This is a genomic window from Pelagovum pacificum (genome assembly GCF_016134045.1).
Lineage (GTDB): Bacteria > Pseudomonadota > Alphaproteobacteria > Rhodobacterales > Rhodobacteraceae > Oceanicola > Oceanicola pacificus_A.
Window position 1 is genome coordinate 2,129,742 of sequence record NZ_CP065915.1, and the last position, 21,605, is coordinate 2,151,346.

Annotated in this window: 23 protein-coding genes; 9 read left to right on the plus strand and 14 right to left on the minus strand. The window is 66.5% G+C overall.

Going from position 1 to position 21,605, the window contains the following annotated elements:
* Nucleotides 1–55 precede the first annotated feature (55 nt).
* Nucleotides 56–2,020, plus strand: coding sequence for a bifunctional 2',3'-cyclic-nucleotide 2'-phosphodiesterase/3'-nucleotidase (locus I8N54_RS10495; protein WP_140192613.1), 1,965 nt, complete (start codon nt 56–58; stop codon nt 2,018–2,020).
* Between the two features lie 30 nt (nt 2,021–2,050).
* Here the strand turns inward: I8N54_RS10495 and I8N54_RS10500 are convergent, their stop codons facing one another.
* The 3 genes from I8N54_RS10500 to I8N54_RS10510 form a co-directional block, all read right to left on the minus strand.
* Entirely contained in the window at nt 2,051–2,677 is a 627-nt protein-coding gene (locus I8N54_RS10500; protein WP_140192612.1) for a class I SAM-dependent methyltransferase, read from the minus strand.
* A 135-nt stretch (nt 2,678–2,812) separates the two neighbouring features.
* Nucleotides 2,813–3,307: a hypothetical protein gene (locus tag I8N54_RS10505; protein WP_140192611.1), complete on the minus strand. Its 495-nt coding sequence runs from the start codon at nt 3,305–3,307 to the stop codon at nt 2,813–2,815.
* Nucleotides 3,308–3,474: 167 nt separating this feature from the next.
* A complete protein-coding gene (locus tag I8N54_RS10510; protein WP_140192610.1) occupies nt 3,475–4,074 on the minus strand; it encodes a superoxide dismutase in 600 nt (199 codons plus the stop codon).
* A gap of 273 nt (nt 4,075–4,347) precedes the next feature.
* Between I8N54_RS10510 and I8N54_RS10515 the strand changes: the two genes are divergently transcribed.
* From I8N54_RS10515 to I8N54_RS10525, 3 genes are read left to right on the plus strand one after another with little or no spacing between them, the layout of a single operon-like run.
* Complete coding sequence (locus tag I8N54_RS10515) at nt 4,348–5,850, plus strand: glycosyltransferase family 2 protein (protein ID WP_140192609.1); 1,503 nt, start codon at nt 4,348–4,350, stop codon at nt 5,848–5,850.
* Nucleotides 5,851–5,854: 4 nt separating this feature from the next.
* A complete protein-coding gene (locus tag I8N54_RS10520; RefSeq protein WP_140192608.1) occupies nt 5,855–6,844 on the plus strand; it encodes a glycosyltransferase family 2 protein in 990 nt (329 codons plus the stop codon).
* On the plus strand, nt 6,844–7,647 hold the full coding sequence (locus I8N54_RS10525; RefSeq protein ID WP_140192607.1) for a sulfotransferase domain-containing protein: 804 nt from the start codon (nt 6,844–6,846) through the stop codon (nt 7,645–7,647). The genes I8N54_RS10520 and I8N54_RS10525 overlap by 1 nt, the downstream gene beginning before the upstream one ends.
* 4 nt (nt 7,648–7,651) lie before the next feature.
* Here the strand turns inward: I8N54_RS10525 and I8N54_RS10530 are convergent, their stop codons facing one another.
* From I8N54_RS10530 to I8N54_RS10555, 6 genes are all read right to left on the minus strand, one after another.
* Nucleotides 7,652–8,656, minus strand: a complete 1,005-nt coding sequence (locus tag I8N54_RS10530; RefSeq protein WP_140192606.1) for a glycosyltransferase family 2 protein — start codon at nt 8,654–8,656, stop codon at nt 7,652–7,654.
* Nucleotides 8,657–8,718: 62 nt separating this feature from the next.
* Nucleotides 8,719–9,246, minus strand: a complete 528-nt coding sequence (locus I8N54_RS10535) for a sarcosine oxidase subunit gamma (protein WP_140192605.1) — start codon at nt 9,244–9,246, stop codon at nt 8,719–8,721.
* On the minus strand, nt 9,239–12,217 hold the full coding sequence (locus I8N54_RS10540; RefSeq protein WP_140192604.1) for a sarcosine oxidase subunit alpha family protein: 2,979 nt from the start codon (nt 12,215–12,217) through the stop codon (nt 9,239–9,241). The genes I8N54_RS10535 and I8N54_RS10540 overlap by 8 nt, the downstream gene beginning before the upstream one ends.
* A complete protein-coding gene (locus tag I8N54_RS10545; protein ID WP_140192603.1) occupies nt 12,214–12,543 on the minus strand; it encodes a sarcosine oxidase subunit delta in 330 nt (109 codons plus the stop codon). The genes I8N54_RS10540 and I8N54_RS10545 overlap by 4 nt, the downstream gene beginning before the upstream one ends.
* Nucleotides 12,544–12,645: 102 nt before the next feature.
* On the minus strand, nt 12,646–13,116 hold the full coding sequence (locus tag I8N54_RS10550; RefSeq protein WP_197097424.1) for a hypothetical protein: 471 nt from the start codon (nt 13,114–13,116) through the stop codon (nt 12,646–12,648).
* Nucleotides 13,117–13,198: 82 nt separating this feature from the next.
* Nucleotides 13,199–14,443, minus strand: coding sequence for a sarcosine oxidase subunit beta family protein (locus tag I8N54_RS10555; RefSeq protein WP_140192602.1), 1,245 nt, complete (start codon nt 14,441–14,443; stop codon nt 13,199–13,201).
* Between the two features lie 189 nt (nt 14,444–14,632).
* Here I8N54_RS10555 and ccmI point away from each other — a divergent pair, with 189 nt between their 5' ends.
* From ccmI to I8N54_RS10570, 3 genes are read left to right on the plus strand one after another with little or no spacing between them, the layout of a single operon-like run.
* Nucleotides 14,633–15,817 carry a c-type cytochrome biogenesis protein CcmI gene (gene ccmI, locus I8N54_RS10560; protein ID WP_140192601.1) on the plus strand — a complete coding sequence of 395 codons (1,185 nt, stop codon included), beginning with the start codon at nt 14,633–14,635 and terminating at the stop codon, nt 15,815–15,817.
* Nucleotides 15,814–16,287 (plus strand): Holliday junction resolvase RuvX, encoded by a 474-nt coding sequence (ruvX, locus tag I8N54_RS10565; protein ID WP_140192600.1) that lies wholly within the window; start codon nt 15,814–15,816, stop codon nt 16,285–16,287. The genes ccmI and ruvX overlap by 4 nt, the downstream gene beginning before the upstream one ends.
* Nucleotides 16,284–16,535, plus strand: a complete 252-nt coding sequence (locus I8N54_RS10570; RefSeq protein ID WP_140192599.1) for a DUF1289 domain-containing protein — start codon at nt 16,284–16,286, stop codon at nt 16,533–16,535. The genes ruvX and I8N54_RS10570 overlap by 4 nt, the downstream gene beginning before the upstream one ends.
* A 3-nt stretch (nt 16,536–16,538) precedes the next feature.
* On the opposite strand, the gene I8N54_RS10575 is transcribed toward I8N54_RS10570, so the two are convergent.
* Genes I8N54_RS10575 through dusA form a run of 3 tightly spaced genes read right to left on the minus strand, consistent with a single transcriptional unit; the run spans nt 16,539 to nt 18,726 of the window.
* A complete protein-coding gene (locus I8N54_RS10575) occupies nt 16,539–17,375 on the minus strand; it encodes a sulfite exporter TauE/SafE family protein (protein ID WP_140192598.1) in 837 nt (278 codons plus the stop codon).
* Nucleotides 17,376–17,429: 54 nt separating this feature from the next.
* Complete coding sequence (locus I8N54_RS10580; RefSeq protein WP_140192597.1) at nt 17,430–17,663, minus strand: hypothetical protein; 234 nt, start codon at nt 17,661–17,663, stop codon at nt 17,430–17,432.
* 52 nt (nt 17,664–17,715) lie between these two features.
* Nucleotides 17,716–18,726, minus strand: a complete 1,011-nt coding sequence (gene dusA / locus I8N54_RS10585) for a tRNA dihydrouridine(20/20a) synthase DusA (protein WP_140192596.1) — start codon at nt 18,724–18,726, stop codon at nt 17,716–17,718.
* Nucleotides 18,727–19,002: 276 nt separating this feature from the next.
* Here dusA and I8N54_RS10590 point away from each other — a divergent pair, with 276 nt between their 5' ends.
* Nucleotides 19,003–19,146, plus strand: coding sequence for a hypothetical protein (locus I8N54_RS10590; RefSeq protein ID WP_197097423.1), 144 nt, complete (start codon nt 19,003–19,005; stop codon nt 19,144–19,146).
* 18 nt (nt 19,147–19,164) lie between these two features.
* Here the strand turns inward: I8N54_RS10590 and I8N54_RS10595 are convergent, their stop codons facing one another.
* Complete coding sequence (locus tag I8N54_RS10595) at nt 19,165–19,638, minus strand: AtaL-like protein (RefSeq protein WP_140192595.1); 474 nt, start codon at nt 19,636–19,638, stop codon at nt 19,165–19,167.
* A gap of 58 nt (nt 19,639–19,696) precedes the next feature.
* On the minus strand, nt 19,697–20,560 hold the full coding sequence (locus I8N54_RS10600; protein ID WP_140192594.1) for an SDR family oxidoreductase: 864 nt from the start codon (nt 20,558–20,560) through the stop codon (nt 19,697–19,699).
* Nucleotides 20,561–20,708: 148 nt separating this feature from the next.
* Between I8N54_RS10600 and I8N54_RS10605 the strand changes: the two genes are divergently transcribed.
* The gene (locus I8N54_RS10605) at nt 20,709–21,599 is read left to right on the plus strand and encodes a LysR family transcriptional regulator (RefSeq protein WP_140192593.1); all 891 of its coding nucleotides are present in this window, start codon (nt 20,709–20,711) and stop codon (nt 21,597–21,599) included.
* Nucleotides 21,600–21,605: the final 6 nt, after the last annotated feature.

Sequence of the window (21,605 nt, forward strand, 5' to 3'; positions counted from 1 at the left end):
GTCACAAGGCACGCGTAAAGCCGGGCCGAGACAACAGGATGACAGGGAGCATCGCATGACCTTCACCATTTCGCGCCGGGGGTTCCTCGCCGGCACCGCGGGCGCCAGCCTCGTCGCACTCCACCCCTACTCCGCCCGCGCGCAAGCGGGTCAGGCGCACCTGCGGATCATGGAGACGACGGACATCCACGTTCACGTCTGGCCCTATGACTACTACGCCGACACGCCCGTCGACACCGTCGGCCTCTCGCGCACGGCCTCGATCATCCAGTCGATCCGGGACGAGAGCACGAACTCCATCCTGCTCGACAACGGCGACTTCCTGCAGGGCAACCCGATGGGCGACTACATGGCCTACGAGAAGGGCATGCAGGACGGCGACATCCACCCCGTCATCGCCGCGATGAACGAGCTCGGCTATGAGGCGATGACGCTCGGCAACCACGAGTTCAACTACGGGCTCGACTTCCTGCAGAAGGCGCTCGCCGGCGCGGGCTTCCCGGTCGTCTGCTGCAACGTGACGACGACGCAGGGCGACAGCATCACAGAGGACGAGACGCTGGTCCCGCCCTATACGATCATCGAGCGCGAGATCACGGACGGCGCGGGCGACACCCACCCGATCCGGATCGGCCTGATCGGCTTCGTGCCGCCCCAGATCATGCAGTGGGACCGCGGTCACCTGATGGGCAACGTCGACGTGCGCGACATCGTCGCCGCTGCCGAGGCCTACGTGCCGAAGATGAAGGAGGAAGGCGCCGACATCGTCATCGCGCTCGCCCACTCCGGCATCGGCGGCGCCGAGGCGACCGAGATGATGGAGAACGCGGCCATCCCGCTCGGCGGGGTCGAGGGGATCGACGCGATCCTCTCCGGCCACAGCCACCTCGTCTTCCCGGGGCCCGATTACGAGGGCTGGGACGGCGTCGATGTCGAGGCCGGCACGATCGGCGGCAAGCCTGGCGTCATGGCCGGTTTCTGGGGCTCCCACATGGGCCTCATCGACCTGATGCTCGAGCATGACGGCGAGCGCTGGTCGGTCGCCTCCGCCGAGACGGAAGCCCGCCCGATCAGCCAGCGCGAGGAGGATCGCTCCATCACGGCACTGGTCGAGGATTACGAGCCGGTGCTCGAGGTGACCGAGGAAGACCACGAGGCGACGCTCGAGTACGTGCGCCGCGCCGTGGGCGAGACGGCGGCGCCGCTCTACTCCTACTTCGCGCTCGTCGCCGACGATCCGTCAGTGCAAATCGTCTCGAACGCGCAGACCTGGTACATCGAGCAGATGATGCAGGGCACCGAGTTCGAGGGGCTGCCGATCCTCTCCGCGGCCGCGCCGTTCAAGGCCGGTGGCCGGGGTGGTCCGGAATATTACACCGACGTCCCCGTCGGGCCGGTGGCGATCAAGAACGTGGCGGACCTCTACCTCTACCCGAACACGGTGCGCGCGGTGAAGATTGACGGGGCGACGGTTCGCGAGTGGCTTGAACGCTCCGCCGGCATGTTCAACCAGATCGAGCCGGGGGCCGAGGACGCCACTCTGCTGAACCCCGATTTCCCGTCCTACAATTTCGACGTGATCGATGGGGTGACCTACGAGATCGACCTCTCCGAGCCGTCGAAATACGACAGCGAGGGCGAAGAGGTGAATCCGGACGCCAACCGCATCAAGAACCTGATGTTCCAGGGTGAGCCGATCGACGACGCGCAGGAGTTCGTGGTCGCCACGAACAACTACCGCGCCTCGGGCGGCGGGTCCTTCCCCGGCGCCGACGGGTCCACCATCATCTTCGAGGGGCCGGACACCAACCGCGACGTGATCGTGCGCTACATCGTCGAGCAGGGCACCATCGACCCGAAGGCCGACGCCAACTGGACCTTCGCACCGATGGAGGACACCTCGGTGATCTTCGAAACCGGCCCGGCCGGCGCGCAATACGCAGAGTCCGTCGAAGGGGTCGAGATCGAGCCCGCCGGCGACAGCGACACGGGCTTCGCCCTGTTCCGCATCACGCTCTGATCATCCCGTAGGGTGGGTTTCAAACCCACCCTACCTCCGCTCGAGAGCGATCACGCGGTCGAGCACCTCTGCCACCTCGCCCTCCGGCCCGGTCATCGTCCGGCCTACGTCGGCAACGCGGATCTCGGTCCAGTCGGCGGGATCGGCGGCAAGCTCGGCGACACGCGTCTCAAGTGACGGGAAGTTGTGCTGCGGCCCCTTCGGCCCGTTGCGCCACGGCGGCGCGGAGCCGTGCGTGACAAGCAGCAGCATACCGCCCGGCGTCACCGCCTGCGCCGCGCGGCGCACCACGGCCTGCCTCGGGAAGTCCTCGAACGGGGTTTCGAGGAACATGGCGAGCACGAGGTCGAACTGTCCCTCGGGAAAGCTCTCGCTCAGGTCGTGCCGCTCGGTCCGGACCCGGTCGCCCACGCCCGCCGCGATGGCGTTCGCACTAACGATGTCGAGCGCGGCATGCGACAGGTCGACTGCCGTCACCTGCCAGCCGCGCTTCGCAAGCCAGACCGTATCGTCGCCCTTGCCGCAACCAAGTTCCAGCGCCCTGCCCGGCTTCCGGTCGGCGGCGAGGTCGGCAAGCACGGCAGAGGGGTTGCCCGATGTCTCGCGACTGCCGGTGGAATAACGGGTCTCCCAGAATTCGAAGGGGGTCTCGGTCATGCGGTTCTCCTGTCGGCGCCAGATTCGTAACTTCATATATTACCTATTGGCGCGATCCACAAGCTGACCCTGTCGAAAACGAAACGGGCCGGTGCATCGCACCGGCCCGTCCGTCTGTCCCCAGGTATCCTGAATTCAGCGCGCGAAGGTCTCCATCCGGAGTTGCGCGTTGCAATATTCGCCGTCGAAGGTGCCGACCCAGATGTCCATCCGGCCGTTCGACGGGCGCGTCAGGCTGATGCGCGGGTCGAGGTTGCCGTTGTCGTCATCGTCGAAATACCAGTTCACGGCACCGGTGTTGATCAGCAGCGCGGCGTCGCATTCGGACACGACCGACACGACGAGGCGAACGCCGCCCATGTTGGACAGGTAGAAGCTGAAATCGGGCTGCGTGGTGAAATAGCTCTGGCCGTAGTCGAGCTGGTCGGACCCGAGGCGGCTATAGATGTGCGAACAGCCGCCGAGGTTGTTCTGACCACCGGCGGTCACGGGGAAAAAGCGCGGCTGGCGCAGCTGGCCGCCGGAGGCTTCGTACTGTTCCACACCGGCAGTGTCGAAGCTCGGACAGGCCGCCGCTACGGTCGCCGAAAGACCGATGATGGCCAGGACGGCCAGAAAAAGACGTTTCATCGGGAAAATCCCTCCTTGATTCAAGATGGCGGAAAGATAGCCGTGAAGTTGTCGTGGACGTAAGCGGAAATTTGCGCACTCCGGGTAAGGTTTTCCTCTATGGCCCAAAGAAAAAGGCCCGGAGCGGGTGCTCCGGGCCTCGATAATCGACCAATGTGGCCAGTGGGTTACATGCGCGAGGCGACGTTTTCCCAGTTGACCAGGTTCGACAGGAAGTTGTCGATGTAGGCCGGACGCTTGTTGCGGAAGTCGATGTAGTAGGAGTGCTCCCACACGTCGAGGCCGAGCAGCGCGGTCTGGTTGAAGCAGAGCGGGTTCACGCCGTTTTCGGTCTTCGTCACTTTCAGGCCACCGTCGGTGTCCTTGACGAGCCATGCCCAGCCGGAGCCGAATTGGCCGGCGCCCGCGGCGGCGAACTCTTCCTTGAACTTGTCGACGGAGCCGAAGCTGTCGGTGATCGCGGATTCAAGCTCGGACGGCATGGAGCTGTCGTTCGGCGTCATCATTTCCCAGAACTGGTTGTGGTTCCAGAACTGCGAGGCGTTGTTGAAGATACCGGACTGCGCGACGGCGTTGGCGTCGTAGGTGCCCTTGATGATTTCCTCGACGGACTTGCCGTCCCACTCGGTCCCGGCGATCGCCTTGTTGCCGTTGTCGACATAGGCCTTGTGGTGGATGTCATGGTGGAATTCGAGGGTCTCTTTGCTCATGCCCTTGCCCGCGAGAGCGTCGTGCGCATAGGGAAGGTCAGGAAGTTCGAAAGCCATTGAAAGCCCCTTTGGTGTCTGGTGTGAGTTTCACTGCCCCGTAACAAAGCCCTAAGACCGATCGGGTCAAGCTCGTTTGTCAAACGACATGCACAGGGGGGAGGTTCCATACGCACAGAGGCGCGTTGCGGTGGACAGGTGTCATGTCACCGATATGCTTGAATGAAAGCAGGTCGCTGCCGCATTGGTGTCAGAATGGCCGCCTAAATCCTTGCGGAACGCCGGAGCAGTGAACCAGGACAAGACCGCCAACAGGTCGGGAGAGGACGGGACATGAGCCCGAAGCACACCTACACGATCATGTCGATGATGAAGGACGAGGGACATTCCCTTGTCGAGTGGGTCGCCTACCACAAGCATATCGGCTTCGATAACATCGTGGTCTACACCAACAACTGCTCCGACGGCACCGACCGGATGCTGATGCGGCTGGAGGAGCTGGGCTGGGTCCAGCACTTCCGCAACGACGTCCCCGAGGGCAAGAAGCCCCAGCCGAACGCGCTGAACCTCGGCCAGGCGAACCCCGAAGTCACCGACAGCGAATGGGTCCTGGTGATGGACGCCGACGAGTTCGTCTCCATCAAGTGCGGCAAGGGCCATATTCACGACCTCGTCGAACGCTTTCCCGAAGGCACGGATGCCATCGCGATGACATGGCGCTTCCACGGGTCGTCCGAGGTGACGCACTGGAACCCCGGCATGGTGATCGAGAATTACACCAACGCCGCGCCCGACCGCTTCCGCAAGGGCTGGGGCGTGAAGTCGATGTTCCGTCCGAAGGCCGACATCAAGTTCGGCATTCACCGCCCGACCAACAAGAAGGGCAAGATCGACAAGCTCGGCGACGAGGCCGACGTCCTGCGCAACTGGATCAACGGCTCCGGCAAGCCGATGCCCGAGGAATTCCAGAACCGCGGCTGGCGCTCCACCGGCAAGACGATCGGCTACAAGCTGGTCGAGATGAACCATTACGCGGTGAAGAGCTACGAGGCCTACCTGCTCCGCCGGGTGCGCGGCAACGTCAACAACAAGCCCGACAAGTACAACGCCGGCTACTTCGCCATCTTCGACCGCAACGAGCAGGAGTCGCGCAACGCGCTGCGCCACCTCAAGGGCGTGAAGAAGAAGATGGCCGAGATCCTGTCGGATTCCGTGATGCGCGGCCTCCAGGACGAGGCGCAGGCCTTCCACGAGGCCAGGGTCGAGATGCTGCGCCAGTCCGGCGAATACGAGGAATGGCTCGCCCAGCTGAAGGAAGCGAGCGCGGTGGCGATCACCGAACTCGACGAGGTACTCTTCACCCAACACCTGCCGAAGGCGTGGCAGGAACAGATCAAACGGATGCAGGCCGCCGGCGTGCCCGACAAGGCGATTGCCAAGATGGTCGCGAAATCCGTCGGCGTGAAGAAGGGCGACGCGGATACCCCCGACATCCAGCAGGCCCGCGAGGAAGGCGTCGACGTGCCCGAAGACGCACTGCCCGACGAGATCGAGGAACTGATCGCGAAGGCTCGTGCCGCCCGCCAGGCGCTGGCGGAAGCTGCCGGGGCAGAGGGCGCGAAGGACGCGCCTGCCGACATGGCCGCGCCGGAGCCAACCGCGCCCGTCGCCACGGATCCCGAGGCCACCCCGCCGGCAGAGCCCCTGCCCGACCTGCCCCGGACCGCCGATCCGGCGGCCGAGGCCGAAGCCCGCAAGGATGGCAGCGCCGCCTCTGCCCCGTTGCCCCTTCAGAAGTCGCTGCCGGCGGATGCCGGCACGGAAACCGAAAGCTGATGCGATGCGTAAACTGCTGCTCTCCACGATGAAGAACGAGGGGCCGTACCTGCTGGAGTGGCTCGCCTATCACAAGTCGATCGGCTTCACCGACTTCTGCATCTTTTCGAACGACTGCACCGACGGGTCGAACCTGATGCTCAACCGGCTCGACCAGATGGGCGTGATCCGGCATTTCGACAATCCGCTCGGCCCCCGCATGGACCCGCAACGCGCGGCCTACTCGCGCGCCAACAAGCTCGACTTCGTGCGCTCCGCCGACTGGGTGCTCATCATCGACGCCGACGAGTTCCTGAACGTCCACGTGGGCGAGCGCACCATCGACGCGCTGATCGAGGCGTGCCCCGGCGCCGACGCGGTGTCGATCAACTGGAAGATGATGGGCTCGGGTGGTCAGGCGCACATGTCCGACCACCTCGTCACCGAACGCTTCACCCGTGGCTCCACCAACGACAAGCCCGAGAACGGCCTCGTCTGGGGGTTCAAGACGCTCTTCAAGCCGTCGAAATTCGACTATTTCGGCGTCCACAGACCCAAGTGGGAGAAGAACCGCGAGGACGTCGTCCCCGGCATCGTCCGCTGGGTGAACGCCGGCAACGAGGAGATGGGCGAGCAGTATCTCCGCAAGGGCTGGCGCTCCAACTCCGAGAACGTGTCCTACGAGTTCGCGCAGGTGAACCACTACGCCATCAAGAGCCGCGAGGAATTCCTGCTCAAGCGGCTGCGCGGCACCGCCAACAGCAAGAACAAGGACCGGATCGATACCGACTACTGGGGTAAGTACGACATCAACAGCCAGCAGGAAGACAGCATTCCGACAGACGGCATCCGTCCAATACTGGACGAATGGCTGGCCGACCCGGATCTCGCCGCGCTGAACCGGGCCTGCCTCGACTGCGCCAAGCGCGTGCTCGACTACCAGTTGCAGAACGCCGAGTACCGGACGTTCGTCGACACCGGCATCTTCCCGAAGAAGCAGCAGGAACCGGCCTGATGGCACGCGGTCGCTTTTTCTGCATCGGCACCCACCACAAGACCGGGACCGTCTGGATGCGGCGCACGCTGGTGAAGTTCGCCGAGCAGGAAGAGATCCCGATCATCCGGATGACGAAGCCCAACACCCTGCGCGAACTGCCCGAGAACGGCCCCGCGCTGGTGGTGAACTGGAACTCGCTCTTTCCGTTCCCGATGTTCCTGCAGCCCGAAGCGCGTTTTCTGCACATGATCCGCGATCCGCGCGATGTGCTGCTGTCGGGCGCGCGTTACCACCTGAGAGCCCCGCTCGGGAACGAGAAGTGGCTGGCGATGCCGCGCGCCGCGCTCGGCGGCAAGAGCTACCAGGAACATATGAACGCCCTGCCCGACCGGCTTGACCAGCTGCGCTTCGAAATGCACGGCAAGCACGCGGAATCGCTCGCCGAGATGCTCGCCTGGCCCTACGGCCACCCGAGCGTAACGGACGTCCGCTACGAGGAGATGATCGGCGATACCGACTGCGCCCTGTTCCGCGCGGCGGTGACGGAGATGAATGTCGAGGGGTTCGACATCGACCGGCTCGTGCAGAATTACTGGACCCACAGCCTGTTCGGCGGCATCGCGGATTACGAGAACCGCAAGGAAAACGTGAAGCAGCACGTGAAGTCGGCCGCCGTGTCGCAATGGAAGGACCACCTCCCGCGGGAGATCGCCGTCGAGTACGAGGCGACCTTCGGCCCCGCCCTGCGCCAGCTCGGTTACGCCACGGACGCCGCGTGGGTCGACGAGTGCCCCCCGGCTGCGGAGATCGCGGCGGCCTGACCGTTCAGCCGGTGGGCGCCTTGTCCGCGCGCACGATCTCGATCCGCTCCAGCAACTCGCCGAAGCCTGGGTCCTCGCGCAGTTCCGCGACGCGACGCTTGGAATGGGCGACGGCCCTGTCGTGCAGCCGCTTCAGCTCCGGATCCTTGCGCAACTCGACGACCGCGTCGCGCAAGTCGGGGATGTGGCGATCGATCCGGTCGTTCAGCAGATCGTTGTGATCGTATTTTTCCCAGTAGCCGACCCAGTTGCCGAAGTCGGAGAAGTTGGCGTCGCCCCGATCCATCTTGCAGACGAAATTCTCGACCGCGCGGATCGCGTAATGGTTCAGCTGAACGAGGTCGTAGCCGTAGTGCGGCGAGACAAGGAATTTCACGTCGCGGGTCAGGTCCGTGTCTTCGGGCAGCGGTTCGCCCGACCCGTTCACCGGCCGCACGAGGTCGAGCTTTGGCCGGCGGAACACCGGTGAATGATTGTTCCAGCGTTTGGCCTGCGCGGACCGGTGCGTCAGCGTCTTGACCCCGCGCCGGTTCAGGTGCCGCTGGTATTTGCCGCTCTTGTCGGCGGACCATTTGAACGCCTCGGTGGTCAGGCCATCCTCGTAGGCGACCTTGCCGGAGGAGCCGAAATTATGCTGTGACATGCAGATCATGTTGGCGTCGCCGACCGCGTCGAACAGGTCCGTGATGCGGCCCTGCCCGGCATTCACGCAGATGAACTCGTCCACGTCGAAATGCACGACCCAGTCCGACCGGCCGAGCCGGGCGGAGCTGTTGATGTAGTTGATGACCTCGCGATGATGCTTCTCGCTTTGGTTGGTCATCGACGGGTTCGGGTAGTGCCGCAGCAGGCCGAGCTCGTCGAGCCGCTCGAGCATCTGGTCGGTGCCGTCGGTACAGTCGTTGCTGAAGACGAGGATGTCGTTGATCCCGATCAGCCGGTGATAGGCGACCCACTCGAGGATGTAGGGCGCCTCGTTCTTCATCGGCGTGATGGAGGTGATCCGCATCCAGTCCGTCCCTGCCCGTCGTCCGGCGAGACTACCGGGCGCCGGGACGGACTGTCCATGCGTCAGCCGTAGAAACCGACCGTACCGGAGGCGGCCGCGTTCTGCAGCAGGCCCTCGACGTAGTCGGCGACGGAGGCGAAGCAGAAGACCTCCGCCTCGGTCTCGGAGCGGACCCAGATCGCCGCGGCAACCTGCGCCAGCCGAGTCCGCCGCATCGTGCCGGGCGGCAGCGCGGCGGGCGCGGCATCGGCGGGGCTGAGGCGGGCGACGACCTCTCTCCAGCCGGAACCGGAGAGGCGGAACACCGCGCGCGCGTCGGACAGGTCCGTCGCCATGTGGTGCGTGCCGGAGAGGCTGTCGGACAATTGCCCGATAGCGGACGGCACGGCGTCGATGGGCGTCAGCAACAGCAGCTCGTCCGGTGACATCCACGCGATGCCGCCTTCGCCCGCGAGCGTCGCGCCACGCATGTCCGGTATCTCGGCGCCGGTGACCGTCTTGCAGGCACCGCGAAGCGCGTCGGACGACAGGTCACCGCGCAGCGAAATCATGCCGCGCAACGGCTGTCTGGAAACGGACACGTCAGACATTCTGCTTCTCCCCCTCCGGGTCGTAAAACACCGGGCTCACGATCCTGGCGGCGACGGTGCCGCCGTCGACCTTGTTGAACTCGATCACCTCGCCCATACGATCGGGGCCGTTCAGGACCAGCCCCATCGCGATGCCACGGTCGAGCGTCGGCGAGTGATAGGTCGAGGTGACCCTGCCCTGTGTGTTGCGCTGGCCGTTGGCGTTCTTGCCCTCGGCCACGGCATAGGCGCCATCGGGAATGACGGAGCCGTCGGTCGTCTCGAGCCCCACCAGCTTCCAGCGCCTGGGATCGGTCATGTGGGACCGCGCCTGACCGCGCTTGCCGATGTAGTCGTCCTTCTTCTTGCTGATCGCCCAGTCGAGGCCGAGGTCCTGCGGGATCACGGTGCCGTCGGTCTCGTCGCCGATCATGATGAAGCCCTTCTCGGCGCGCATCACGTGCAGCGCCTCGGTGCCGTAGGGCGTCACGTCGAACTCCGCCCCCTCGGCCAGCAGCTTGTCCCAGAGGGCGCGGCCGTGCCGCGCGGGGGTCGCCACCTCGAAGGACAGCTCACCGGAGAAGCTGATGCGGAAGACGCGGACGGGGAAGCCGGCGATCTCGCCATCGGCCCAGTCCATGAACTTCATCGCCTCGGCGGACAGATCCATGCCGCCGAGTTTTTCCAGCAGCGCCCGGGACTTGGGTCCGACCACCCCGATCTGGGCGAATTGCTCGGTCACGTTGGCGGTGTAGACCTTCCAGTCCCACCACTCGGTCTGGAGCCATTCCTCCATGTGGGCATGGATGCGGTCGGCGCCGCCGGTGGTCGTGTGGCAGAGCCAGGTGTCCTCGTCGATCCGGGCGACGACGCCGTCGTCGGAGAGAAAGCCGTTCTCGGAACACATCAGCCCGTAGCGGCAGCGGCCCACGGCGAGCGTGCTCATCATGTTGGTGTAGAGCATGTCGAGGAAGCGGCCCGCGTCCGGGCCCTTCACGAGGATCTTGCCGAGCGTCGAGGCGTCGAGGAGCCCGACGGAGGCGCGGGTGGCCTTCACCTCGCGCGAGACCGCCTGTTCGTGGCTCTCGCCCGCCTTGGGGAAGCAGTAGGGCCGGCGCCAGTGGCCGACCGGCTCCATGTAGGCGCCCTGCGCTTCGTGCCAGCCATGCATCGGCGTACGGCGGATCGGCTGGAACAGCTCGTCCCGCGCCTCTCCCGCGATGGAGCCGAGCGAGATGGGCGTGTAGGGCGGGCGGAAGGTCGTGGTGCCGACCGCCGGGATCGGCGCCCCGAGCGAGCGGGCGAGCGTGGCGAGGCCGTTGATGTTGCTGAGCTTGCCCTGATCGGTGGCCATGCCGAGCGTCGTATAGCGCTTGGTATGCTCGACGCTCTCGTAGCCTTCCTGGGCCGCGAGTTGCACGTCGGAGACCTTCACGTCGTTCTGGTAGTCGAGCCACATCTTCTCGCGCAGCTCGACCTTCGCGCCCTGCGGCATCAGCCAGGTGGCCGAAATCGGACCCTCGTCCACGTCCTCGGCGGTTGCGGAGATGCTGCCACCGACCGCCTGCGCGGCATCGGACAGCACGCCGGATGTGGACATATGTCCGTTAGCGGACCCGGCAATGGACACCATCGCCTGTCCATCGGCACCGGTGGGGGGCCGCGAGGCGTCGGGCCGGAAGAAGAGTTGCTCTTCGTCCCACGTCAGCTTGCCGCCGCAATGCGACCAGAGGTGGACAACGGGGGACCAGCCGCCGGACATGGCGACGCATTCGCAGTCGATCTCTTCCAGCACCGCACCCTCGCCGCCCTGGACGCAGATGCCGACGCTCTCGACCTTCTTGCCGCCCTTCACCTTGGCGATGGCCTTGCCGGCGTGGATGCGGATGCCGAGCGCCTTGGCCTGATCGACGAGCGGGCCGGCCGGGCCGGGCCGCGCGTCGATGATGACGGGCACTTCGAGCCCCGCTTCGCGCAGGGTGATGGCGGTGCGGTAGGCGTCGTCGTTGTTGGTGACGACGACGGTGCGGTCGCCGGGGCTGATCGCCCAGTTCACCACGTAGTCGCGCACGGCGGAGGCCAGCATCACGCCGGGGATGTCGTTGCCCGCGAAGGACAGCGGCCGCTCGATCGCGCCGGTGGCGACAAGGGTCCGCGCCGCGCGAACCCGCCACAGGCGATGGCGCGGCCCTTTGGTGTCGGGAGCATGGTCGGTCAGCCGCTCGTAGCAGGTGACATAGCCATGATCGTAGACCCCGGCGCCCATGCAGCGGGTGCGTAGGGTGACGTTCTCGGCGGCCTCCAGCGTCGCGACGGTCTGCGCGATCCAGTCGTCGGCGGCCATGCCGTCGATCACCGCTCCGTCGACCGGTGCGCGACCGCCCCAGTGGGCAGTCTGCTCGATCAGCAGGATGCGCCGACCCGAGCCGCTGGCGGCGAGCGCGGCCTGAAGGCCGGCGATGCCGCCGCCGACGATCAGCAGATCGACATGGGCGTGGAAATGTTCGTAGGTGTCTGCATCGCGCTCCTTCGGGGCCTGGCCGAGGCCGGCGCTCTTGCGGATGAAGGGCTCGTAGACGTGCTTCCACAGCGGACGCGGGTGGATGAACATCTTGTAGTAGAACCCGGCGGGCAGGAAGCGCGCGAGCTTGGCGTTGATCGCGCCAATGTCGAACTCGAGGCTCGGCCAGTGGTTCTGCGAGGTTGCGGTCAGGCCGTCGAACAGCTCGGTCGTGGTGGCGCGCTGGTTGGGTTCGAACTTGCCGCCCTCGCCGAGATTGACGAGTGCGTTCGGCTCTTCCGCACCGGAGGCGACGACGCCGCGCGGGCGGTGGTACTTGAAAGACCGCCCCATCAGCGTGTGGCCCGCGCCAAGCAGCGCGGAGGCGAGCGTATCGCCGGCATAGCCCCGGTAGTTCTTGCCGTTGAAGGTGAAGTAGCGCGACTGCGCGCGGTCGATCAGGCGACCGCCGGTGGCAAGACGGGTGCTCATGCGAGGTCCCTCCAGGTCCAGCCCGGACGCTTGTCCGAGATCGTTTGCAGCAGGTCGGCCGGCGGCTTCGCAGTCTGCGCCGGATAGGTGCCGAAGACCTCGAGCGTCACGGTGCAGCGCGCGGCGTGGAACCACTTGCCGCAGCCGTAGGCGTGGCGCCAGCGTTCGAAATGAACGCCGCGCGGGTTTTCGCGCATGAAGAGGTACCCCTCGAACGCCTCGTCCGGGGTGTCGGGCCCGACACGGGTGAGGTGCGCCTCGCCCCCCGGTGTCAGCTCCGTCTCGTCGGCATCAATGCCGCAACAGGGACAATGCAGGATCAGCATGGGGCGACCTCCGTGATGGCCGGACGGAAATGGGGGATGCGCGCACGCAAAAGGGCGGGCGCCGTGCGGCACCCGCCCGTCATGAAGCGTCCGAAGGGGACGTTATTGGGTCGTTTCGACTTCCGCGTTGGCGTCGGCGTCAGCATCGGCAGAGGCGCCATCGGTGGCCTCTTCGATTTCGTCGCCAGCTTCCTCGACGGCGTTGCCAGTAGCGTCGGCGGCGTCTTCAGCGCCTTCTTCAACGGCAGCAGCAGCGTCTTCGGTGCCTTCCTCGACGGCGGCGGCAGCATCCTCTGCGCCTTCCTCGACCGAGTCGGCGGCATTGTCGGCAGCGGCAGCGGCGTCTTCGGCGCCGTCTTCGACGGATTCCGCTGCGCTTTCAGCCGTGGCTTCGACATTGACCTCGGTGTCGCCGTCGACCGTTTCGGCCGGCTGGCCGCCCCAGATGTACCAGGCGATGATTGCGACGATGACGACGAGACCACCGACGAGAAGCGCGATGCCGGTGTTACCGCCGCCTTTGGGCGGCTCCCCACCGGTGTTGTTATTGATGTTCGTGTTCGGGTCGGCCATTGGGCGTCCTTCCTGCATGTGTCTTTCCACATAGCAAGCCGGATACCCCCTTCCCGGTTCCTTTTTTCGTGAACGATCGGCATCAGTGCGCGACTCCGGCCGCGACGCTTTCGTCGATGAACCGGCCTTCGCGGAAGCGGGTCATGGAGAAGGCGTCGGCCAACGGCGCGTGGCCCTTCGCCATCAGCTCCGCCATCGCCCAGCCCGAGCCGGGGATCGCCTTGAAGCCGCCGGTGCCCCAGCCGCAGTTGACGAAGATGCCCTCGACCGGCGTGGCCGAGATAATCGGAGAACGGTCGCCGGTCATGTCGACGATCCCGCCCCACTGGCGCAGCATCTTGAGGCGCGAGACCATCGGGAAGGTCTCGACCAGCGCGCGGACGGTTTCCTCGATATGATGGAAGGACCCGCGCTGCGTGTAGTTGTTGGCGCCGTCGGTGCCGCCACCGATCACCATCTCGCCCTTGTCGGACTGGCTCATGTAGCCGTGCACGGTGTTGGCCATGACGACAACGTCCATGCAGGGCTTGATCGGCTCGGAGACGAGGGCCTGCAGCGTCAGGCTCTCGATCGGCAGGCGGAAGCCGGCCATCTCGGCCAGCACGCCGGAGTGGCCCGCGACCACGAGGCCCAGCCGGTCGCAGTCGATCGGGCCCTTCGAGGTGTCGACGCCGACGACCTTGCCGCCCTCGGAGCGCACGCCGGTGACTTCGCACTTCTGGATGATGTCCATGCCCATCGCGGAGCAGGCCCGCGCGTAGCCCCAAGCCACCGCGTCGTGCCGTGCCGTGCCGCCGCGCGGCTGCCAGAGCGCGCCGAGCACCGGGTAGCGCGGCCCGTCGATGTTCATGATCGGGCAGAGCTCCTTCACCCGCTGGGGCGAGATGAACTCCGTCGCGACGCCCTGCAGCGCGTTGGCGTGGGCGGTGCGCTGGTAGCCGCGGACCTCGTGCTGGGTCTGGGCGAGCATCATCACGCCACGCGGGCTGAACATGACGTTCATGTTCAGGTCCTGGCTCATCGTCTCGTACAGGCTGCGCGACTTCTCGTAGATCGCGGCAGATGGATCCTGCAGGTAGTTCGAGCGGATGATCGTCGTGTTCCGGCCTGTGTTGCCCCCGCCGAGCCAGCCCTTCTCGATCACCGCGACATTGGTGATGCCGTGGTTCTTGCCGAGCCAATAGGCGGTGGCGAGCCCGTGACCGCCGGCCCCGACAATGATGACGTCGTACTTCTTCTTCGGTTCGGGGCTGCGCCAGGCCCGCTCCCAGCCGAGATGGTGGCGGGCGGCTTCCCTGGCGACGGCGAATACGGAGTAGCGTTTCATAGGCGAATCCCCAAACTCCCCGGTGGCGGGTTGGTGTCGTGGATGGACCTGATGCAGGTGCGGCATGCGACTGGCAACGGCACAACCTGACAAGATTGCGACATCGCCTTGCGACACCTCAACGCAAGGGCTTTTCGACGGCAGGGCTGGCGGTTATCTCTCCGTCTCCGAGAGGCCGCTGGAGCCGCGATGCTGTTCTTCCTGATCTGCGCCGTCATGGCGATCGCCGTCACGGCCACGCTGGTGCTGCCGTTGCTGCGCGACCCGCCCGACGACGCGGCGGCGGGATCGGACGATGTGGAACTCTACAAGGCGCAGCTCGCGGAGGTCGATCGCGACATCGCGCGTGGCGTTCTTGCCGAGGAAGAGGGCGAGCGCACGCGGACAGAGATCGCGCGCCGTCTTCTTGCCGCGGACCGCGCCGGCCGACGCCCCGTCTCCGCCGCGCCGTCCGGGATCACGCGCATCGTCGCCGTTGCCACCGCCGTCGTCGTGCTTGGCGGGGGCGCGGTCGTATACGGCATTCTCGGCGCGTTCGACGGCGGCGGCCCCTACCGGGACCTGCCCCGCGCCGCGCGGATCGCCGCCAGCGCCGAGATGCGGGACACCCGCCCCTCGCAGGAGACGTTGCAGCAGCAGGCCCCCGCCTTCGAGATGCCCGAAGTGGATGCCGACTACGCCGCCCTGATCGAGCAGCTTCGTGCGGCCGTGCCGCAGCGCCCGGAAGAGCTTCAGGGGTGGCTGCTCCTGACCCAGCACGAATCCTCGCTCGGCAACTGGGAGGCCGCGCTCGACGCACAGCAGAACGTCATGCGGTTGCGCGGCGATGCGGCGACCGACGAGGACCGGGTGCTGCTGCTCGACCTGATGGTCGCGGCGGCGGACGGCGTCGTCTCCCCCGAGGCGGAACAGCTCGCCACCGAGATGCTCGACGACGATCCCGACGCGATCGCCGCGCGCTATTACATGGGGCTGCTGTATGCGCAGACGGACCGGCCCGACGTGGCCTTCCGGCTTTGGCGTCCGCTGGCCGAGTCCGCGCCGCCCGAGAACCTTCATGCCCGGCTCGCCCGGTCGCAGATCGAACGCGCCGCCTTCCTCGCCGGCGTGAACTACACGCCGCCGGAAGCGCCGCTCGAGATCCCCGAAGAGCAGCGCGAGATGGTCGCCGGCATGGTCGCGAGCCTGGCCAACCGCCTGGCGGAGGACGGCGGCCCGGCAACCGACTGGGCGCGGCTCATCACCTCCTACGGGGTTCTGGGAGAAGAGGACAACGCGCGCGCCGTGCTCGCCGAGGCGCGGGAGGTGTTCGCCGCCAGCCCCGCCGACATGGAGGCGATCGAGGCGGCGGCGCGGGAGGCGGGCATCGAATGATCTGCGACAGTGCCGAAGAGTTCGCAGCAGCCGTTCCGCAGATGGTCGCTCTGATGGGACTCGACTTCGGGACCAAGACGATCGGTGTCGCCGTCTCCGACGGGATGCAATCGGTGGCGAGCCCGCTGCGCACCGTCGCCCGAAAGAAGTTCACCACCGACGCCGAGGCGCTGCTCGCCATCATAGCGGAGCGGCGGATCGGTGGCATCGTTCTTGGCCTGCCGCGCAACATGGACGGTTCGGAAGGGCCGCGCTGCCAGTCGACCCGCGCCTTCGCGCGCAACCTCGAGAAGCTCACCCCCCTGCCCCTCGGCTTCTGGGACGAACGGCTGTCGACCGTCGCTGCGGAGCGCGCGCTGCTGGAGGCCGATACCTCGCGCCGGCGCCGGGGCGAAGTGATCGACCATGTCGCGGCGGGCGTGATCCTGCAGGGGATGCTCGACCGGCTGCGCAACCTGAGGCGGGTGTGACGGACGACACAGCCGATATCTGGGCACGGGACGAGCCGGAAAGCCCCTGCGTGAAGATTTGCCTCGTGCATCCCGACAGCGGGCTCTGCACCGGCTGTTACCGCACGCAGGACGAGATCGCGGCCTGGGGCGCCATGACATCGGCCGAGCGGCGGGCGATCATGCTGCAACTGGCGGCGCGCAAGCCGCTGGTCGCGCGCCGGCGTGGCGGACGTGCGGGTCGGCTCGCGCCGAAGGATGAGCGCTGAGGCTCAGCCGTAGATCGCCGTCCGGATCATGTTCAGCGCCACGAGGATGAGGAACACGCCGAAGACCCGTTTCAGCGGCTTGGGGTTCATCCGGTGGGCGATCTTCGCCCCGACCGGCGCGGTCAGCAACGTCATCGCGATGACCAGCAGGAACGCCGGCAGGTTCACCGCGCCGAGCGTGAAGGGCGGGCGCACCTCGGCGGGGATGTTCACCAGCAGGAAGCCAAGGCCCGACGGCACCGCGATCACCACGCCGAACCCCGCGGCAGTCGCCACGGCCCGGTGGATCGGTACGCCATAAAGCGACATCGTCGGCACCCCGAAGGAGCCACCGCCGATCCCCATCAGCACCGACAGAAAGCCGATCATCGGCGAGAGCACGTAGCGCAGCGGCCCTTTCGGCATCTCCTGCCCCAGCCGCCAGTCATCCCGGCCGAGCGCCATGTAATAGCCCACCACCGTGGCGAGCACGCCAAAGATCACCTGCAGCGTCGCGGTTCTCAGCGAGGAGGCGACCAGCAGTCCGAGGATCGCGCCGACGGCGATGCCCGGCGCCCATGTCTTGAGGATGTCCCACTGAACTGCGCCCTTGCGATTGTGCGACAGAACCGAGCGGGTCGAGGTCACGATGATCGTGGCAAGCGACGTGGCGAGGCAGACCTGCATGAGCTGCGGGCTGTCGTAGCCGAGCGTGGCGAAGGCATAGAAGAAGGCCGGAACCAGCACGATCCCGCCCCCGACACCGAGGAGGCCCGCCAGCACACCGGCGAAGGCCCCGATGAGCAGCAACAGCGCGCCCATGCCGAGCAGGAGGTCGGTCGGTGGAAGTGTTTCAGGCATGTCGGGACTCCGGGGGGCGTTCGATTGACTGTCTCGCCCGAAAACCGAAGGGCCTCAAGCCTTTCCGTCGCCTTCGCCGTCGGACGTGTCGCCGCCGGTTTTGCCCCTGCCCGGTTTGTCGCCGTCGTCCTCGTCGCTGGCTGCGAGGAACGCCGCACCGATCCCGGCGCCGATGGCCACGCCGATCCCGACGCCCATCGCGATGTTGTCCATCGCCGCGCCGATGCCCGCACCGATGGCCACGCCGATCGCGATGCCGACACCCATGTTGAGGCCCGTGTCACTCATGTCTGCACTCCGTTTCGCCGCTCAACCCGGATCGGCGGCGGCGGGGTCCCGCTCAGGCGGCTGCGCGCTCCCGCATCGCGGCGAGCGCGTCGAGAACGACTTCGGTCCCCGCACCGTCGGCGGTGGCCCGCTCCGACAGCATCCGCCGCCAGGCCCGCGCGCCGGGACGTCCGGTGAAGAGGCCGAGCATGTGCCGTGTCACCTGGTGCAGACGCCCGCCGTCGGCGAGGTGCGCTTCGATGTAGGGCAGCATCGCCAGTGCCGCCGCGTCGGGGTCGAGGCCGCCTTCGTCGCCGAACACCCGCGCGTCCGCACCGCAGAGGATCGCGCCGGGGTCATGGTAGGCCGCACGGCCGATCATCACGCCGTCGATGCCCCGCGCCAGCAGTTCTTCCACCTGCGCGAGCTTGGCGATGCCGCCGTTGATCGAGACATGTAGCTCGGGAAAGGCTTGCTTCATGGCGAAGACGAGATCGTAGTCGAGCGGCGGGATATCCCGGTTCTCCTTCGGGGACAGCCCCTGCAACCAGGCCTTGCGGGCGTGGATGGTGACGCGGCGGACACCGGCCCTCGCGACCGCCTCGAGGAAGCGGGGGAGCACCTCTTCGGGCACCTGATCATCGACCCCGATGCGGCACTTCACCGTGACTTCGCGCGGCTGCGCCTCGATCATCGCGCGGCAGCTCTCGGCGACGAGGTCGGGCGAGCGCATCAGCACCGCCCCGAAGGTCCCCGACTGAACCCGGTCTGAGGGACAGCCGCAATTGAGGTTGATCTCGTCGTATCCCGCCTCGTGGCCGAGCCGCGCGGCCGCCGCGAGTTCGGCGGGGTCTGACCCGCCGAGTTGCAACGCGACCGGATGCTCCGCCTCACCGAAGTCGAGCAGATGCAACGCCCCGCCCCGCACCAGCGCCGGCGCGGTCACCATTTCCGTATAGAGCAGCGTCCGCCGCGACAGCAGCCGGTGCAGATGCCGGCAGTGTCGGTCGGTCCAGTCCATCATCGGAGCCACGCTCAGGCGGGCGGCCTCGTGTAGGTTGAATTTTTCCAAATGGTCAGACACTTGACCTCATCTGATTGCACGACCGTTTGATCTCGCCACCTCCCGCGCCCTCCACTTCCGGGAATATGTCCACCAAGGGGGACAATTTCGAGGGCATGGGGGACATTTGACCCCACGACTGGGGGCAAGTGCGGTGCGGGGTCTATAGCCTACACGGCCGGGGTCGTCATCAGGGCGAGCGCAGGCAGGACGCGATGTCCACTTGGGGCTGGCGCGGAATTGTCGGCGTGACAGCAGGCACCTGCCGACCCGGGTCTCAACCCGGATCGGCACAGGATGTCAGCCAAGCTACCACGTGATCAGGGGTGTCTTGCCGACGAAGGCATCGCTCTCGATCTGATCGACGACGAAGTCGACGACCTCACTTCGCGCGATGGTCCCTCCATGGTCGCAATGGCGACGCCGGGTAATTGCGCGTGATCCAGCCCGGTCGAGCCTTCAGAGCCGCCCTTCCGCGACAAGCGCGCGCGTGCGCTTCAGCGTCGACAGCAGAGCTGCCTTGTAGCCTGTCTCGCTGTCGAACTGTGCCTGTTCTGCCTGTTCCTCGGCGCCGCCGGGCTGCGCGTCGCGCAGGCCGAGGTAGCAGTAGAACCGCAACTGCAGCGCTCCGTCCTCGTCTTCGACGATCTCGTTGATGATGGCGCCCTCGCGGGGGCCGGTGGCCTGGAAGAAGGTGACCTTGTGCCCGGACTCCAGCGTGATGATCTCGCGCAGGTCCTTTCCGCCGATGGTGGCGTCGCGGACGAAGTGGGTCGGGGTCTCTTCGGTCACGTCGCACCGCGTGCAGAGACCGGGGGGCAGGAACTCGCGTGCGTCGCGGGCCTTGAGCTCGAGCCCTGCCCAGACCTGGTCGCGGGTCAGTCGGGTTTCGCCGGCGGGGTTCACCGGCACGGTGGCGGTCGAATAGATCATGATATGGGTCCTTTGATGCGGCGGGGCGTCACGCCCCTGTGGAGGTTTGGAAGAGAGGTCAGCCCAGGATCTGGGCGACGTAGTCGCGATAGGTGCGCAGGGCACGGCCGAGCATGGCTTCAAGCCGTTCCACGTCACCGGCCGCGGGCACCATGCCATCGGTCACGAAGCGTTCGGCCATCAGTCGCATGTCGAGCGCCATCCAAGACGGCATGAACTGCCGCAGCGTCTGCTCGAACCCGGCCGTGTCCTCACCGGGATAGGCGATCTCGCGGCCCAGCACGTCGGACCAGATCGCGGCGGCGGCGGGACCGGTCAGCGTGTCGGGACCGACGAGGTTGATCCGGGTTGTCGGTAGCGGCGTGGCGGCCTCTTCGCGGCGCACCAGCTCAATCGCCGCGATCTCGCCGATGTCGCGGGCATCGATCATGGCGATCCCTTTGGTACCAAGCGGCATCGGGTAGATGCCGTAGCCCGTAATCGCGTCCTTGATCGTGATCTCGTTGTCCATGAAGTAGGCCGGGCGCAGGATGGTGGCGTTCAGGCCCATCTGCTCGATCATGCGCTCCACCCCGAACTTGCCGGCGAAGTGCGGCACGTTCACGTAGAGGTTGCTGTGAATGACCGAGAGGTAGACGAACCGCTCGATCCCCGCCTCGCGCGCCGTGGCGAGGGTCACGAGGGCCTGCGTATATTCGTCGGCCACGACCCCGTTCAGCAGGAAGAGCGTCGAGACGCCCGACATCGCGGCGCGCAGCGCATCGACGTCGAGAAGGTCGCCCTGGGCGATCTCGACGCCTTCGGGAAAGTTCGCCTTTGCCGTGTCACGGACCAGCGCGCGCACCTCGGCGCCGCGCTGGACCAGCTGCTCGACGACGTTGCGGCCGACGTTTCCGGTGGCGCCTGTAACAAGGATGGTCATGGGAAGCTCCTGTCTGGTTGGGTGTTTCGTCGTTTCGATGCTTGGAATTTATTGATCCACGGAGTTGCGAACAGACGCGCAATCTGGACGCGGCGTTCCACTGGTGGAACACTCAGAACTGATGTGACTGATTCCGGAACCCTGACTGATGGACCTGCTCGCCCTTGCCGACTTCACCCTTGTCGCCCGCCACGAGGGCTTCGGCCGGGCAGCGCGGGCAGCCACGCGGCCCAAGGCCACGCTGTCGCGCCGGGTGGCCGAGCTCGAGGCCGCGCTCGACCTGCGCCTGTTCGAACGCGGCGGTCGGTCGCTTAAGCTGACCGAGGAAGGCCGTGCGCTTTACGCGCGGACCAGCCGGTTGCTTCTGGAGATGGAAGAGGCGACCGCAGCCGTCGCGTCAGGCGGCGAAAAGCCCCGCGGCCGGCTGCGCATCAGCGCGCCACTGCTGTTCTCGCAGACCGCGGTGGGCAAGATCGCCGCCGACTTCGCGCTGGCCTATCCCGAGGTGCGGCTCGAGGTGACGACCGAGGATCGCGCCGTGGATATGTTCGAGGAAGGGATCGACCTCGTGATCCGGGTAAACCCCGCTCCGGACGAAAGCCTCGTCGGACGCGCATTCCTTCACGATCGGCTCGTCGTCGTGGCGCGGCCCGATCTGCCGCGACCCACTGGAAATACTCCGGTGCCGGCGGTCGTGAGGTCGACCGCGGACCGGGCCGGCTGGACACTGAAGACGCCCGACGGCCCCGTGACGATGAAGATCGATCCGGTTCTCGGCCTGTCGTCGTTGATCATGGTCCGCGATGCCGTTCTGGCGGGAGTCGGCGCTGCACGGTTGCCTGTCTCGCTCGTCAGTCATGACATCGCCAGCGGCAGGCTGGTCTCTTGGGGTGACGTCGATGCGCCCGACATCGCGCTATGGGCGCTCTATCCGTCCCGCAGGTTGCTCAGCGCCAGGGTGTCGGCGTTCCTCGACATGCTGAAACACGCATTTCCCCAAGGCACGCCCGAGGAGCTCGCGGCCTATGTCGGTCGGTAGGCTCGT

What these genes read in the sequence shown, in the direction of transcription:
- I8N54_RS10495 (WP_140192613.1), top strand. Translation starts at nt 56, where the DNA reads ATGACCTTCACCATTTCGCGCCGGGGGTTCCTCGCCGGCACCGCGGGC.
- I8N54_RS10500 (WP_140192612.1), bottom strand. Translation starts at nt 2,677, where the DNA reads ATGACCGAGACCCCCTTCGAATTCTGGGAGACCCGTTATTCCACCGGC.
- I8N54_RS10505 (WP_140192611.1), bottom strand. Translation starts at nt 3,307, where the DNA reads ATGAAACGTCTTTTTCTGGCCGTCCTGGCCATCATCGGTCTTTCGGCG.
- I8N54_RS10510 (WP_140192610.1), bottom strand. Translation starts at nt 4,074, where the DNA reads ATGGCTTTCGAACTTCCTGACCTTCCCTATGCGCACGACGCTCTCGCG.
- I8N54_RS10515 (WP_140192609.1), top strand. Translation starts at nt 4,348, where the DNA reads ATGAGCCCGAAGCACACCTACACGATCATGTCGATGATGAAGGACGAG.
- I8N54_RS10520 (WP_140192608.1), top strand. Translation starts at nt 5,855, where the DNA reads ATGCGTAAACTGCTGCTCTCCACGATGAAGAACGAGGGGCCGTACCTG.
- I8N54_RS10525 (WP_140192607.1), top strand. Translation starts at nt 6,844, where the DNA reads ATGGCACGCGGTCGCTTTTTCTGCATCGGCACCCACCACAAGACCGGG.
- I8N54_RS10530 (WP_140192606.1), bottom strand. Translation starts at nt 8,656, where the DNA reads ATGCGGATCACCTCCATCACGCCGATGAAGAACGAGGCGCCCTACATC.
- I8N54_RS10535 (WP_140192605.1), bottom strand. Translation starts at nt 9,246, where the DNA reads ATGTCTGACGTGTCCGTTTCCAGACAGCCGTTGCGCGGCATGATTTCG.
- I8N54_RS10540 (WP_140192604.1), bottom strand. Translation starts at nt 12,217, where the DNA reads ATGAGCACCCGTCTTGCCACCGGCGGTCGCCTGATCGACCGCGCGCAG.
- I8N54_RS10545 (WP_140192603.1), bottom strand. Translation starts at nt 12,543, where the DNA reads ATGCTGATCCTGCATTGTCCCTGTTGCGGCATTGATGCCGACGAGACG.
- I8N54_RS10550 (WP_197097424.1), bottom strand. Translation starts at nt 13,116, where the DNA reads ATGGCCGACCCGAACACGAACATCAATAACAACACCGGTGGGGAGCCG.
- I8N54_RS10555 (WP_140192602.1), bottom strand. Translation starts at nt 14,443, where the DNA reads ATGAAACGCTACTCCGTATTCGCCGTCGCCAGGGAAGCCGCCCGCCAC.
- ccmI (WP_140192601.1), top strand. Translation starts at nt 14,633, where the DNA reads ATGCTGTTCTTCCTGATCTGCGCCGTCATGGCGATCGCCGTCACGGCC.
- ruvX (WP_140192600.1), top strand. Translation starts at nt 15,814, where the DNA reads ATGATCTGCGACAGTGCCGAAGAGTTCGCAGCAGCCGTTCCGCAGATG.
- I8N54_RS10575 (WP_140192598.1), bottom strand. Translation starts at nt 17,375, where the DNA reads ATGCCTGAAACACTTCCACCGACCGACCTCCTGCTCGGCATGGGCGCG.
- I8N54_RS10580 (WP_140192597.1), bottom strand. Translation starts at nt 17,663, where the DNA reads ATGAGTGACACGGGCCTCAACATGGGTGTCGGCATCGCGATCGGCGTG.
- I8N54_RS10590 (WP_197097423.1), top strand. Translation starts at nt 19,003, where the DNA reads ATGTCAGCCAAGCTACCACGTGATCAGGGGTGTCTTGCCGACGAAGGC.
- I8N54_RS10595 (WP_140192595.1), bottom strand. Translation starts at nt 19,638, where the DNA reads ATGATCTATTCGACCGCCACCGTGCCGGTGAACCCCGCCGGCGAAACC.
- I8N54_RS10600 (WP_140192594.1), bottom strand. Translation starts at nt 20,560, where the DNA reads ATGACCATCCTTGTTACAGGCGCCACCGGAAACGTCGGCCGCAACGTC.
- I8N54_RS10605 (WP_140192593.1), top strand. Translation starts at nt 20,709, where the DNA reads ATGGACCTGCTCGCCCTTGCCGACTTCACCCTTGTCGCCCGCCACGAG.